Genomic DNA, 15274 nt, shown 5'->3' with positions numbered 1-15274 from the left:
GGGATTTTTGTAATGGTTTTCATATTTTTAAACAAACTTTTAAATTAAAAAATCCCTGATACTCTCTTATCATGAAAAAAGAATTGCTGATCTGTTTTTTTACCTCGCTGATTTCCATTGCGAATGCCCAAAATAAAAACGATGTTTTATCCTGGGTAGATCCGTTCATTGGAACAGGGGGACACGGACATACATTTCCGGGAGCTACTACACCATTCGGAATGATTCAGCTGAGCCCGGATCAGAATACCAAAAGTGGAGACTGGGACTGGTGTTCCGGATATCATTACAGCAGTAAAACGATTATGGGATTCAGTCATAACCACCTTAGTGGAACAGGTTGGGCAGATCTTGGTGATATTCTGGTAATGCCAACAGTAGGGCAGGTAAAAATGGTTCCGGGGTCAGAAGATAAGCCTGAAACAGGATACCGTTCAACTTTCACTCATGATAAAGAGACTGCAGTACCGGGATATTATTCTGTAATGCTAGATAGTTATGGAATTAAAGCAGAACTTACGACTTCTCCAAGAGTAGGGTTCCATAAATATACCTTCCCGAAGACGGATGAGGCCAATATTATTATTGATCCTACGAATAAAATCTTCGGAAATATCTATCACACGTTGGTAAGTGTAGAAGGGAATAATAAAATCAAAGGATATTGCTACAGCAATGGCTGGGGCGGGAAGAGATTTGCCTATTTCGTGATGGAGTTTTCCAAACCATTTAAATCTTATGGGGTTTATGCTGAAGGGAAAATAAAAGACAACGAAAAAATTGCATTGGCTAAAGATGCTAAAGCCTTTGTAAGATTCGCTACTGAAGATCAGGAAAGTATTGAAGTGAAAGTGTCTTTATCTCCTGTAAGTACAGAAAATGCTCAGGAAAATTTTGATACAGAAGCAAAAAATGTGGATTTTGCAAAAGCGAAAGAAACCGCACAAAAGACCTGGAGAGATCTTATTGGAAGATTTCAGGTAACCGGAGGCACAGATAATCAGAGAAAGATATTCTACACAGGGGTTTACCATACATTTATCGCTCCGAACCTTTATATGGATGTGAACGGAGACTATGTAGCTGCTCAGGAAAATATGAATACGAAATGGTTTACCAACTACAGTACTTATTCTTATTGGGACGGATTCAGAGCAACTCACCCGTTACTGACCATTATGGACCAGAAACATACTAAAGAATTTGCCAACTCTCTTATCAGCAGATATACGGATCGTAAGGATCACATGCCAATTTGGGAACTATGTGGATATGATAATTTCTGTATGTTAGGTTATCACAGTGCGTCCGTGATTTGGGATGCTATTTCAAAAGGAGTTCCGGGTATTGATGCTGAAAAAGCATTTGCAGCCATGAAAGATGCTTCTCTTACTGATAAAATGAGCAGCAGCGATGGAGGCGGAGGTCTTAACGATTATATTAAATTAGGCTACACCCCTTCAGAAAACGGAGCTTCTGTTTCTGCAACCTTAGAATATTCTTATGACGACTGGTGTATCCAGCAGCTGGCAGAAAAGCTAGGAAAGAAAAATGAAGCAGAAGTGTATAAAAAACGTTCAATGAACTTCCTGAATACGTTTAATAAAGAAAATAATCACTTTTGGCCAAGGCAGAAAGATGGTAAATTCTTAGCAGACTTTACCCTTAATGACTGGAAAAAGCTTCAGCCACATTGGGTTTCAGGAAATATCTGGGCTTATGATTTCTTTGTTCCCCATCAGATTGATGAAATGATGAATTTGTATGGTGGCAAGAAAGGATTTGAAGAAAAACTGGATAAGACATTTTCTGAAGATCTTAAGATGGAAGGAGAGCAGCATGTGGACATTTCAGGATTCATCGGATCTTTAGGATTTGGAGATGAGCCGGGACATCATGTTCCTTATCTGTACAATTATGCCGGAAGCCCTTATAAGACTCAGAAAATGGTAAAATACATCCGTGATAATATGTATGCAGCCAAACCGGATGGAATTGTGAATAACGAAGACTGCGGACAAATGTCAGCATGGTATATTTTCTCTTCATTAGGATTCTATCCTGTAACGCCAGGAAAACCGGTTTATGCCATTGGAGCTCCTCAATTCCCAAAAGCTTCATTACAGCTGGAAAATGGGAAAACATTCACAGTAGTTGCAGATAAAATTTCAGATAAAAATATCTATGTACAGAAAATGTTCCTGAACGGGAAAGAGTACAAAAGCTGGGAGCTGAACCACAGTGATATCATGAACGGTGGCGAACTGAGATTTGTAATGGGAAGTAAGCCTGTAAAATAAAGACTAATAAAAATAAACGAAATAAAAGTATCAATGGAAAGGAGAGATTTTATTAAAACAAGTGCATTGGCAGGAGCCGGATTGCTGTTTACTCAGAATGTTTTTGCAAAAACCCTGGCTACGGAAGGTTTTCCTGTTGTCCGCGTTCCTAAAGATAAAAGACATTTTACCAGTGAATCCGTAGAAAATGCTATTGCAGCCTTTAAAAAGAAAGTAAACAATAAAGAGCTAAGCTGGCTTTTTGAAAACTGCTTTCCAAATACATTAGATACTACTGTTTTCTACAGTGAAACCAACGGTACACCGGATACATATGTGATTACAGGTGATATTGATGCCATGTGGCTTCGTGACAGTTCTGCACAGGTTTTCCCATATCTGCAGTTCTCCAAGAAAGATGAGAAGCTTCATCAACTTATTTCCGGAGTGATTCATAAACAAACAACTTTCATCCTTAAAGATCCTTATGCGAATGCATTCTATAACGATGATAAAAAGATCAGCAAGTGGAAAGAGTATGATCATACCGATATGAAACCGGGAACCCATGAAAGAAAATGGGAAATTGATTCTCTGTGCTATCCTATCCGTCTGGCGTATCACTTTTGGAAAACAACAGGAGATACAAAACCTTTCGATGCTAACTGGCTACAGGGAATTAAACTTACCTTGCAGACTTTCATTGAGCAACAAAGGAAAAAGGACTTAGGTCCATACAAATTTGAACGTACAACATCATGGGCAACCGATGGAGTTCCTATGGGTGGATATGGTTATCCAACAAAACCTGTAGGTCTTATCAGCTCTATGTTCCGTCCAAGTGATGATGCTACGATCTATGGATTCCTGATTCCATCCAACTTATTCGCAGTCGTAAGTTTACGACAGGCAGCAGAAATGGTGGCTCAGATTAAAAATGAAAAAACGTTGGCTCAACAACTGAACAGCCTTGCTGATGAGGTAGATGCAGCCATCAAAAAATACGGAATTTATAATCATCCTGAATTTGGAAAAATATACGCTTTTGAAGTGAATGGCTTTGGAAGTTACAACCTGATGGATGATGCGAACTGCCCAAGTTTGCTGGGATTACCTTATTTGGATGCGGTGAAAGCGGACGACCCTGTGTATCAGAATACGAGAAAATTTGTGTGGTCGGAAAATAACCCGTTCTTTTTCAAAGGAAAGCTGGCAGAAGGGATAGGAGGTCCACATATTGGACTGGATATGATCTGGCCAATGAGTATCATTATGAAAGCGCTCACTACAAAAGATAAAAGTGAGATCAGATGGTGTATAGATACCTTACAAAAAACGCACGGCGGGACAGGCTTTATGCATGAATCCTTCCATAAAGACAATGACAAAAAATTCACCAGAGAATGGTTCGCATGGGCCAATACTTTATTTGGAGAATTGCTTTGGAAAACCTTTAACGAAAATCCTGATTTACTGACATAACCCATTAATTTATAGGACTTATTTACTTAAGATGCTTTCCTAAAAAAGAAAGGATCAGGGGAATCCTATATCAAATTCACACACCAAAACACCTTAAAAAAATTATACAATGAAAAAAAAATCAATCCTTACTGCACTGATGGCTATGGCACTTCAGTCTGGTGCTTTCCTTAACGCACAGCAGCTTAATCCTAAAGGAATATGCTATGTAGAAGTGAACAACAACAACATCCTGAATGCAGGAGCGTATAAACTGCAAACATCGAATAGCTATCTATTCAATGTGGTGAATATCTTTGCGGCTAATATTAACTATGATACCAGCCGTGGAAGAGCCTATTTGTATTCTAACAACAATGTAACTAAGGTTCTTACCAACGCAGATACCTACATAAAGCCACTGCAGCAAAAAGGAATGAAAGTGGTGTTAACTATTCTGGGAAACCACCAGGGTGCGGGGATCTGTAATTTCCCTACCCGTGAGGCAGCGAAAGATTTTGCATTACAGTTAGCCAATACAGTAAATACTTACGGTCTTGATGGAATTGATTTTGATGATGAATATTCAGGATATGGAAATAACGGAACAGGGCAGCCTAACGATAGTTCCTTCGTAATGCTAGTTCAGGAATTAAGAGCATTACTTCCGGATAAAATCATCTCATTCTATTATTATGGAGATGCTGCTTCAAGACTTTCCTGGAACGGAGCCCGAGTAGGAGATAATATCAACTACAGCTGGAATGCGATGTACGGAACATTCTCTGCTCCTAATGTTCCTCCATTGACTAAAGCTCAAATTTCTCCGGCAGCAGTCTGGTTGGGAAATACGTCCAATTCTACAACAACAAGCTTGGCCACTCAAACGAAAAACGGAGGCTATGGATTATATCTTTGGTATGATCTTAAAGGAACTAATCAGACATCACAACTTACAGCAGGTACTCAGACATTGTATGGCGAAGCAACGGTGCTAAGCGGTACTCTACAATCATGGACACAGGGAACCAATTGTGATGCACCAATCGGATTATACACCAGCAATCTTACGGGAACAAGCGCGAAATTGAACTGGTCTGCCGTAGGTACCAATACTTACGATATTGATTATAAACCTGCTTCTTCAATAACTTGGACAAATGTGGCTACGGCTGTTAATGCTACTTCAGCAACCATTTCAGGATTAACTGTTAATACTGAATACGATTGGAGAATCAGGACAAACTGCAGTGTAAAAAGTACTTATATGTTCGCTCCAAGATTCAACAGCGGATCAGGAGGAACAATGCCTACAGGTTCTTATGCCCTTTCTCTGGATGGAAGCACTGAATCTGGAGCAGCCGGAAATATGAATTTAAGTGGCTCAGCATTATCTTTTGAAGGCTGGATCAAACCTTCATCCTTCAAATCAGCTTCTCCATACATTTCATCCATTATGGGAACAGAAGTAGGAGATACTAATTCAGCATTATTAAGATTGGGTGATGCTGGTCTTGCCAATAATAAACTTCAGTTTGTAGTAAGCATCAATAATGTACAGCAAAAACTGGCATCCACTACAGCTTTGAGTGCCAATACATGGTATCATGTGGCTGCTACTTATGATGGAAGTTCTATGAAACTTTATATCAACGGTGTATTAGACGCAAGCAAAGCTCAAACCGGAAATGTAAGTTCTAATGGAGCATTTAATGTAGGATATTTATATAATACTTCCCGGAATTTCAATGGTAAGATTGATGAGGTTAGAGTTTGGAAAAAGGCATTAACTCAGACGGAAATAAGTCAGAACATGTGCGATGTCTCTGTTCCAGCTACTTCTCTTGCTGCTTATTGGAAATTCAATGAAGGAAGTGGTTCTACCGTTCAGGATAGCTCAGGAAATGGTGTTGGTCTAAGCTTAACAGGAGTGGATGCTTCCAATTGGGGAACAGATTTGCCATGTGCAACGGGAAGTTCAAAATTATCAAAAACGATGGCCACCCAGAGAGGAATAAATTCAGAAAAAGTTCAGACTAAGACTCAGATTAAATTATATCCGAATCCTGTTAGTAAATCTTCTTCATTCACAGTCTCTGTTCCTGATGAATACAATAAAGGGAAATTGACCATTTATGATTTTAACGGAAGAGTTGTAGGGACAAAATCGTTGAATGCAGGTGATAATCATTATGAATCATCAGACCTTTCAACAGGAAACTACATCCTTCAGTTTGAATCTCAAAATGGAGGTAAAAAACAAACCGAAAAATTAATAATAAAATAATAAAATCAGTCATTGGGCTCAGGCCCAGTGGCTTTTCCTATTCTAATAAAATTAATATCTATGAAAAAAAACGCTTTTCTGATTCCCTTGATGGCCTTGATGTTTCAGGCAGCCCCTCAAATGAAAGCACAGCAGCTTAATCCTTTGGGGGTCTGCTACGTGGAAGTCAATAACAACAACATGCTGAATGCTGGTTCTTATACTTTGCAGACTACCAACAGACAGCTTTTTGATGTGGCCATTATCTTTGCAGCCAATATTAATTACGATGTTTCTAAAAGCAGAGCCTATATCTCAAGTAATAATAATGTTACCAAAGTACTAAATGACGTAAATACCTATGTAAAGCCTTTACAGCAAAAAGGGATTAAAGTATTGTTGGATCTTTTAGGAAACCATCAGGGAGCTGGAATCTCCAATTTTCCTAATCGTGAAGCAGCCAAAGACTTTGCTCTACAGGTTGCTCATACGGTATACACTTATGGTTTGGATGGTGTAGACCTGGATGATGAATATGCAGGATATGGCAACAACGGGACAGGACAGCCCAATAACAGCTCTTTTGTAATGTTACTACAGGAACTGAAAGCTGCAATGCCTGATAAACTGATTACTTTCTATTATTATGGCCCGGCTACTTCAAGACAAAGTTATAATGGAGACTCAGCAGGAAACTATATCAATTACAGCTGGAATGCCATGTATGGTACTTACGTTGCTCCAAATGTTCCGCCCCTTGATAAAACAAAACTTTCTCCGGCGGCAATCTGGATACAAAATACAAATCCCCAGTCTACTCCAGCATCTGTTGTTGCCTCGTCAGCAACCAGTACCAAAAATGACGGATATGGTGTTTTCATGTGGTACGATTTAGCAGGAACAGATGTAGCCAACTATCTGAGTACGGGTTCCAATATTCTTTATAATGAAAATACCCAATTAAGCGGACAGCTCTATTCATGGAGCCAGGGACAAGCCTGTGATCCACCGTTAGGATTAGACGTAACCAATGTAACAGGAACCTCTGCCAAATTAAACTGGGTATCTAATGGCTCTCAAACCTATAATATTGATTATAAACCAGCCAGTTCAACAACATGGACTAATGTTGCCAGCAACTATTCCGGCAGCAATGTGGTGATCAATAATTTAACGATGAACACAGATTATGATTGGAGAATACAGTCTAACTGCTCTTCAACCTTAACAAGTACCTATCTTTTTGCTCCAAGATTCAATTCAGGAAACGGATGTGCAACACCTTCAGGATTGGTGTCAGGAAGCTACCTGGGTAATTCTGCTCAATTGTCGTGGGATGCAGGAACAGCGTCTTCTTACACCCTACAGTACAAAACAACAGCAGCTACTGCATGGACTGAAGTTCAGAATATTAGCACCAATAATTATTCACTGCAAAATCTTTCCCCTAATACAAGTTATGTATGGAAAGTACATGCAGCATGTAATGGAGGAACGGTAAGTACTTATTCAGCAGAAGGAGCATTCAATAGTGGTTTTGCTCCGGTTGTAAGTCCTGGCCCGAGGTCACTTTCTTTTAATGGAAGTACAAATTATCTGAATGCCGGACAGTTTAACCTGAGCGGAAATGCAGTAACCATTGAAGGTTGGGTAAAAGTAAATGCATTTAAAACCGCCTTTCCTAATATTTCATCAGTGCTTGGGATTGAAGTAGGAGACAATAACTCTGCAATGCTTAGGTTCGGGGATGGTAACCTGGCCAATAACAAACTTCAGTTTATCCTGAGTTTCGGTTCCTCTCAAGTGAAAATTAATACCAATACAATATTCAATACCAATACATGGTATCACGTGGCAGCAACCTATGACGGAACAGCAATGAAGCTGTATGTTAACGGAACCCTGGATACAAGTACACCCGTTACAGGTAATTTTACAGCAAACGGTATTATGTATTTAGCGAGAAATTATGATAATTCCAGAGCGTTAAACGGTTCTTTGGATGAATTCAGAGTATGGAAAAGAGCATTATCAGCTCAGGAGATTCTTGATAATAGCTGTAATGTGGCAGCCAATTCACAAGGATTAGAGGCGAACTGGAAGATGGATGAAGGAAGTGGGACAGGAGCTTTGGATGCTACAACCAATACCCATTTTGCAACTTTAGTCAATATGACCAATACCAGTTGGAAAACGGAAGTTCCTTGCAACGCTTCATTATCTGTAAGAGATGTTGAAAATGTAAAAGACAACAATTCAGTGTATCCAAATCCTGTAAAAAGAGGAAGTGATATTCACTTTACGGTCACCGATAATTCCAGCGAGGTTTCTTTTTACGATATTTCAGGAAAACTCTTGAAAAGACAGAATATTAATCAAAATAATAACACCGTAAATACACAGGATTTGGCTACAGGTACTTATATTTACAAAATCACATCTTCAAAAAATAAAGGAGTATCATCAGGTAAAATCATTGTGAAATAAAACTCAGTGAATGAATATGTTATCTGAAAAACAGATAACATATTGTAAAGCAGGCAGACAAGTATTATCTTCTTGTTTGTCTGTTTTTCAATACAATAGAACAGCTTGAATTTAAATTATAAAATGATGCAGAATATATTAGGAATCGATATTGGAGGATCACACATTACACTCGCACAGGTAGATCCGGAAAAACGTGAAATTCTCACTTCAACGTACATAAGAGAACATGTTAATTCCTTTGATGACAGAGAAACTATTTTCTCCACCTGGACTTCAGCCATAGAGAAAGGAGCCCATAATCTGGTGAAAACAGATCTTTTAATTGGAATTGCCATGCCAGGACCTTTCGATTATGAAAACGGAATATCACTGATGGAGCAAGGGAAGTTTATTGATATCCTTCATGTCAACATCAAAGAAGAACTAGCTAAAAGATTGTCCATTTCTACAAAGCAGATTCACTTTGTTAATGATGCGGCAGCCTTTATGGAAGGTGAAGTATTCGGAGGATGTGTGCAGGGCTTTCGAAAGATTTTTGGAGTCACTCTCGGAACAGGATTAGGAACCACATTTTATAACGGAGAGTTGGCTACAGATGAAGACCTTTGGGATTCACCTTTTAAAGAATCTATCTTTGAAGATTATCTGGCCACACGCTGGTTTGTTAAGCGGTATGAAGAACTTACAGGGGAACAGATCTCAGGCACCAAAGACCTATTGGATAAACCTCTGGAAATACAGAAACAGATATTCGATGAATATGCAGATACTTTCTCTGAATTTGTGGTGAAGTACGTAGATCATTACAAACCGGAAGTTTTAGTTATAGGAGGAAATATAGCAAAAGCTTATCCTCATTTTGAGCAAAGATTTATTCAGAATCTAACAGAGAATAATATTAACTTGCAGGTTAAAATCTCTGCCATTTTTGAAGATGCAGCCATTCTGGGAGCTGCCAGCTATGCCTTAAAAAAGCTTATATAAATTAACAAAACGAAACGATACAATGAAGTCTATTTTTTCTACTTGCTTTCTTTTATTACAGGCCGTGGTTTTTGGTCAGAATGTATCTCCTGTAGACTATGTAAACCCATTGATGGGAACCCAATCCAAACCCTCACTATCCAACGGAAACACCTATCCGGCAGTCGGACTTCCATGGGGAATGAATATTTGGACGGCACAAACCGGAAAAATGGGTGACGGATGGGCCTATTCCTACGATGCAGATAAAATAAAAGGATTCAAACAAACCCATCAGCCATCTCCCTGGATGAATGATTATGGCGCATTTTCCATTATGCCGGGAGTGGGGAAGTTGAAATTTAAAGAAGATGACAGAGCGAGCTGGTTCAGCCATAAAGCTGAGGTTACCACCCCCTATTTCTACAGTGTTTATTTAGCAGATATCAATGTAACTACTGAATTTACCCCTACAGAAAGAGCCTCTTTTTTCAAATTCGATTTTCCGAAAACAGATAGTGCTTATGTAGTGGTTGATGCCCTGAATAAAGGTTCATACATCAAAATATTGCCTAAAGAAAGAAAAATTCTGGGCTATACCACCAGATATTCTACCGGGAAATATGACAATTTTAAAAACTATTTTGTAGTTCAGTTTGATAAAGACTTTGAGCTTACAAAAACCTGGAAAGATGATAAACTGATTAATGATAAGCTTGAAATTACCAGCGATCATACCGGAGCAATCGTAGGTTTTAAACTGAAAGATAAAGAAACAGTCTATGCAAAAGTAGCCTCTTCATTTATCAGTTTTGAACAGGCTGAAATCAATCTTAAAAGAGAAATCGCAAACAAAAATTTTGAACAGGTAAAAACCGATGCTAAAAATATCTGGAATAAGACCTTAGGGAAAATAGAAGTAAAAGGAGGAACAGATCAGCAGATGAGAACCTTTTATTCTTCACTGTACAGAACATTATTCTTTCCACAGAAATTATACGAAATTGATGCTCAGAATAAGATAAAACACTGGAGCCCATACAACGGAAAAATTGCAGACGGAAAAATGTTTGCCGGAACAGGTTTCTGGGACACTTTCCGTGCCTTGTATCCTTTCCTGAACCTGGTATATCCAAGTATCAATGTCGAAATGCAGGAAGGATTAGCCAATGCTTACAAAGAAGGAGGATTCTTACCAGAATGGAGCAGCCCTGGATATTCCGATATTATGATTGGAAATAATTCCGCTTCTGTAGTAGCAGACGCTTATATCAAAGGTCTTCGCGGATATGATGTAGAAACCCTTTGGCAGGCTGTAAAACATGGTGCCAATAACGAAGGTCCTATAAAAGCAGTCGGACGTGCTGGCGTAAAATATTATAATGAATTAGGCTACGTTCCTTACGATGTAAAAATTAATGAGAATGCAGCCAGAACATTAGAATACGCTTATGATGACTTTTCCATCTATCAATTAGGAAAAGCATTAGGAAAACCTGCTTCAGAAATTGATATTTACAAAAAAAGAGCGTATAATTACAAAAATCTGTTCGATAAGGAAACAGGATTGATGCGCGGTAAAAATAAAGACGGTAATTTCCAGAAACCTTTCAATCCTTTCAAATGGGGTGATGCCTTTACAGAAGGGAACAGCTGGCATTATACCTGGTCAGTTTTCCAGGATATTGATGGCTTAGCTCAATTGATGGGCGGTAAAAAGAAATTTGAAGCCAAACTGGATGAAGTATTTTCATTACCACCGGTTTTTGATGACAGTTATTACGGTGGAGTGATCCATGAGATCAGAGAAATGCAGATTATGAACATGGGGCAGTATGCCCACGGAAATCAGCCGATACAGCATATGATCTATCTGTATAATTATGCAGGAGCACCTTATAAAACCCAATATTGGGCAAGGGAGGTGATGAATAAACTATATCACGCTACTCCGGATGGCTATTGCGGTGATGAAGATAATGGGCAAACCTCTGCATGGTATATTTTCTCAGCATTAGGTTTTTATCCGGTAACACCGGCAACAGATCAGTATGTATTGGGGGCACCATTGTTTAAGGAAGCTACCATTCATCTTGAAAACGGCAAGAAAATTGAAGTAAAGGCAGCAGAAAACAGTACTGAAAATTTATATGTAAAATCATTGAATGTAAATGGACAGCCATACTCCAAAAACTGGTTAAGTCATAAAAATTTAATGAATGGAGCCGTTCTGGATTTTAAAATGGATAGTAAGCCAAATACAGACAGAGGATCACAGGAAAAAGATTTCCCTTATTCAATGTCAAAAGAAAAGTCAGATCAATAATTTTAATTAAGAGAAACAAGATATATGAGCACGGAAAAAAAAGAAATATTCGATAGAGTTGAACAGACTCTACAAAGCCAAGGGTTTACCATTGCTGCAAAAGACGAAACCAGACCATGGGGAGGTTTTTTTGTGATTGATGAGGCGCAGGCACAGGATTTTGCTAACCAGTACTTTGATGGAATTGATGTAGAAAACCTAAGAATAGGAGGAAAGTTAAGCCCGAAAATTCTTGTTGTAGCTCCAGAAGCAAGACTAAGCTGGCAATATCACCACAGAAGAGCCGAGATCTGGCAGGTAGTAGAAGGAACCGTAGGAATCAAAAGGAGTACTACAGATGAAGAAGGAGAAGTAGCAGAATACAGCCCAAAAGATCAGGTAAAACTTCAGCAGGGAGAAAGACACAGATTAATAGGTCTTTCAGGTTGGGGAATCGTAGCTGAAATATGGCAGCATACCGATGCTTCCAATCCTTCAGATGAAGATGATATCGTAAGAGTGCAGGATGACTTTGGAAGATAAAATAAAAAAATCAGCATCAATTTTGATGCTGATTTTTTATTTTGGTAAGGAAGCTGGATGCTGGAAGAGGGAAGTTCCTGAAGGTTTCCGGAATGATTATTTCAACTATTAATCTAATGGTTCAAACTGGATTAACCAGATAAAAAAACAAAACGTTATAGGACTCTTATAACGTTTTGTTTATATTCATTTATCGTAGCTAAAGATGTCTGTATACAAAGAGTACTTCTAACCTCCATCTTCCAGCTCCCATCCTAGAATGTTACATCCAATCCCACATAGAAATTGGCTTTCATAATTGGAGCATATACCATTCCGCCATCAAAATAATTTCCAAAAGGATTTCTAAAATCGATGATTGCGTTTTTCTGATAATATGAAGTAAGATTTTCCCCACCTACATACGCTCTTATTTTTTTGTTGAAATTTCTTGAGATCTGTGCATTTAATACTGCGTAAGAATCAGAGTATCTTGGTAACTGGAACTCTTCAGGATTGCCAGACATATCAGGAAGCCTTTGTTTTCCTACCCAGTTTAAGGTTGTATCAAAACTCCAGAAACCACCTTTATCATTTTTGTTGGTAGCATAGGCAAGATTCACAAATCCTCTGTGTTTCGCCATAAAAGGAACCTCTCTTCTTCCTCCAATATAATCTGCCTGTACATCATAATATTTATAAGCCAGTCTTACATCAAAGTTCTTGAAAGGAGTAAAATCCCATTGGGTCTGGAATGAATTCGCAAAAGATTTTCCTTCCAGGTTATAGAAGGTAAGCTGCTGAGGAGATCTGTCTAAATCCACCAACACCTGATCCTGGAAGTCCGTTCTGAAGAAGTCAGCAATAATGGTAGATTTTCTTCCGAAAAGCTTAAACTCCTGCTGTAAACTTGCTCCGTAGTTCCATGCAATTTCAGGCTTTAAACCATAGATATTTCCTCCGTTAGGCAGAATATTGATCGCTCTGTTAGAAGCGAAATACTGCTGGCTCTCCGCAAATACATTCGCTGTTCTGAATCCTCTTCCTGCAGAAAGTCTTAAAATAGTCTGTGGAGTAAAGTCATATTTAAAATTTACTCTCGGTGTAAACTGAGTTCCTGCAAGATTATGGAAATCCACTCGGGTTCCTGCTACTAAAGTATATTTTAAGCCTGTTAAAGTATATTCAGCAAAGATTCCAGGAACAATTTCGTTTCTTTTAATATTATCCACTAAATACGTTTCCTCATAACCATCATATAAGAAACTTGCTCCCGCTTTATATTTATGGTTGGTATTTCCGATAATACTTTCAAAAATTAAATTTGAATAATACGTATGCTGCTGTCCTGAATAATTTCTCAGTCCGAAGAAACTATCCTGCTGGTGATAAACATATTGGTTCATCCAACCGATACTTTGATAAGGCTTTCCTTTAAAAACATATCCTGTTTTGTTCCAGACCTGAAATCTTGAAATATCAATACCAACACCATAAGCCGGTTGCTTATCCTGAGCCAGTTTTTTGTCGAAAGCCGTTTGTCCTGCAGTTCTTTCATCACGGATAAAATTAATCCCAAAATGAGACCCGAATCCAGACTTTTCAAGGTCATTATAATTCAGGAGATAAGCTGCATTGATCTGTGTTCCTTTTGGTCTGTCAAGGAACCCGTCATCATTCATATCCGTATTCCCGAAAGTTCCGTTTCCGTGAAGCAGGAAAGTTTGGGACCATTTATCATTAATAGGAGATACATTGGTGATGTTTACTTCAGCTCTTCCGTTAAAATCAGAAAAAAGGTTTAGAGAAGTTTCTGGCTCCTTAGCATTCTTCAGTAATTCAGTATTGATCTGTCCTGTAATACTTTCATAACCGTTAGTTACCGTGCTTCCACCTTTCGTAAGCTGAATACTTTCAATCCATCTTCCTGGAATAAAATTCAATCCATAAGCCGATGCCAATCCTCTGATCTCTGGCAGCTGCTCTTTTGTTAAGCTTGTATACTTTTGATCCAACCCCAGCATTTTCAGTTGTTTTGTACCCGTTACAGCATTGCTGAAAGATACATCTACGGTTGCATTGGTTTCAAAACTTTCAGATAAATTACAACAAGCTGCTTTTAACAGCTCTTTTTTATCAATATTAAAAACAAGTCCTGCTTCTTTCTTGCTTAAAGATGTAGCCGCTTTAGAACCTGTTACTACAACACCGTCAATACTTTTCTCATGCTTACTGTGAGAATCATTGTCAGTTGTAGCCGCATGATCTTTGTGTTCATCATGCTTTGTTTCTTCCTCATAATGAACCTTTGGATTAGCTTCTCCAAAAGTGAAATCTCTGTCATAAAGACAACATCCCGGAAGACCATTATAAGTCGTGTCTAAAGCCTTGTATTTCTCGTTATCATGTCCTGCATCGGCAATAGCCTTTAAGATCTTATCTGATGAGGTTTTGGCGGCATCAAAATGTAAAGCAACCATTTGCTTTTCCGCATTCCACTCTGCTGAATCTGCACCTGCACCTTTAGCTGCCTTTTCAATTCTGGCTTTGCATGATGCACAGTTTCCTCTTACGTAAAATTCGTTATCCTTTTTAGCAGGAGTTGTAGCAGTGGTGTGATGATCATGGTGAGATTCCGCGTGTGTTGGCTGTAGATCTCTGTCATACAAACAACATCCCGGAAGACTTTTGTAAACATCATCCGAAGCTTTGAATTTTTCATTATCGTGACCTGCTTCCGCTACTTTTTTCAGAATATCGTCTGCAGAAACCTTATCCGTTTCTAGAGTCAGTGTTTGAAGATCAATAGAATAAACAGCAGTTTTTGCCCCTGCTTTTTTGGCAGCTCCTTCAATTCTTGTTTTGCACATTTCGCAGTTCCCTTTTACTTTGAACTGGTTTTTCTGAAGATTTTGAGCTGATATAAATTGAGTAAATAAGAATAATGCACCAAGTATGAACCTGGAAATATATAATTTCATTTGTTTA

General features: G+C 38.5%; 8 protein-coding genes. 7 read left to right on the top strand and 1 reads right to left on the bottom strand.

Features of this window, described 5'->3' with window-relative positions; translation table 11 throughout:
* Nucleotides 1-71: 71 nt before the first annotated feature.
* From BLS98_RS07085 to BLS98_RS07055, 7 genes are all read left to right on the top strand, one after another.
* Nucleotides 72-2300: a GH92 family glycosyl hydrolase gene (locus BLS98_RS07085; RefSeq protein ID WP_089734983.1), complete on the top strand. Its 2229-nt coding sequence runs from the start codon at nt 72-74 to the stop codon at nt 2298-2300.
* Between the two features lie 33 nt (nt 2301-2333).
* Nucleotides 2334-3761 carry a glycoside hydrolase family 125 protein gene (locus BLS98_RS07080; RefSeq protein ID WP_089734981.1) on the top strand — a complete coding sequence of 476 codons (1428 nt, stop codon included), beginning with the start codon at nt 2334-2336 and terminating at the stop codon, nt 3759-3761.
* Nucleotides 3762-3870: 109 nt separating this feature from the next.
* Nucleotides 3871-6027, top strand: coding sequence for an endo-beta-N-acetylglucosaminidase H (locus tag BLS98_RS07075; RefSeq protein WP_089734979.1), 2157 nt, complete (start codon nt 3871-3873; stop codon nt 6025-6027).
* A 60-nt stretch (nt 6028-6087) separates the two neighbouring features.
* The gene (locus BLS98_RS07070; RefSeq protein ID WP_089734977.1) at nt 6088-8493 is read left to right on the top strand and encodes an endo-beta-N-acetylglucosaminidase H; all 2406 of its coding nucleotides are present in this window, start codon (nt 6088-6090) and stop codon (nt 8491-8493) included.
* A 126-nt stretch (nt 8494-8619) separates the two neighbouring features.
* On the top strand, nt 8620-9480 hold the full coding sequence (locus BLS98_RS07065; RefSeq protein ID WP_089735702.1) for an ROK family protein: 861 nt from the start codon (nt 8620-8622) through the stop codon (nt 9478-9480).
* A 22-nt stretch (nt 9481-9502) separates the two neighbouring features.
* Complete coding sequence (locus BLS98_RS07060; protein ID WP_089734975.1) at nt 9503-11785, top strand: GH92 family glycosyl hydrolase; 2283 nt, start codon at nt 9503-9505, stop codon at nt 11783-11785.
* A gap of 24 nt (nt 11786-11809) precedes the next feature.
* The gene (locus tag BLS98_RS07055; RefSeq protein ID WP_089734973.1) at nt 11810-12307 is read left to right on the top strand and encodes a cupin domain-containing protein; all 498 of its coding nucleotides are present in this window, start codon (nt 11810-11812) and stop codon (nt 12305-12307) included.
* Between the two features lie 254 nt (nt 12308-12561).
* Here BLS98_RS07055 and BLS98_RS07050 read toward each other — a convergent pair whose 3' ends face one another.
* A complete protein-coding gene (locus tag BLS98_RS07050; protein ID WP_089734971.1) occupies nt 12562-15267 on the bottom strand; it encodes a TonB-dependent receptor domain-containing protein in 2706 nt (901 codons plus the stop codon).
* Nucleotides 15268-15274 lie beyond the last annotated feature (7 nt).

This window comes from Chryseobacterium jejuense, from assembly GCF_900100075.1.
Classification (GTDB): Bacteria; Bacteroidota; Bacteroidia; order Flavobacteriales; family Weeksellaceae; genus Chryseobacterium; species Chryseobacterium jejuense.
The sequence above is the reverse complement of the archived record's forward strand: the minus strand, read 5'-3'. Positions and strand labels throughout refer to the sequence as shown.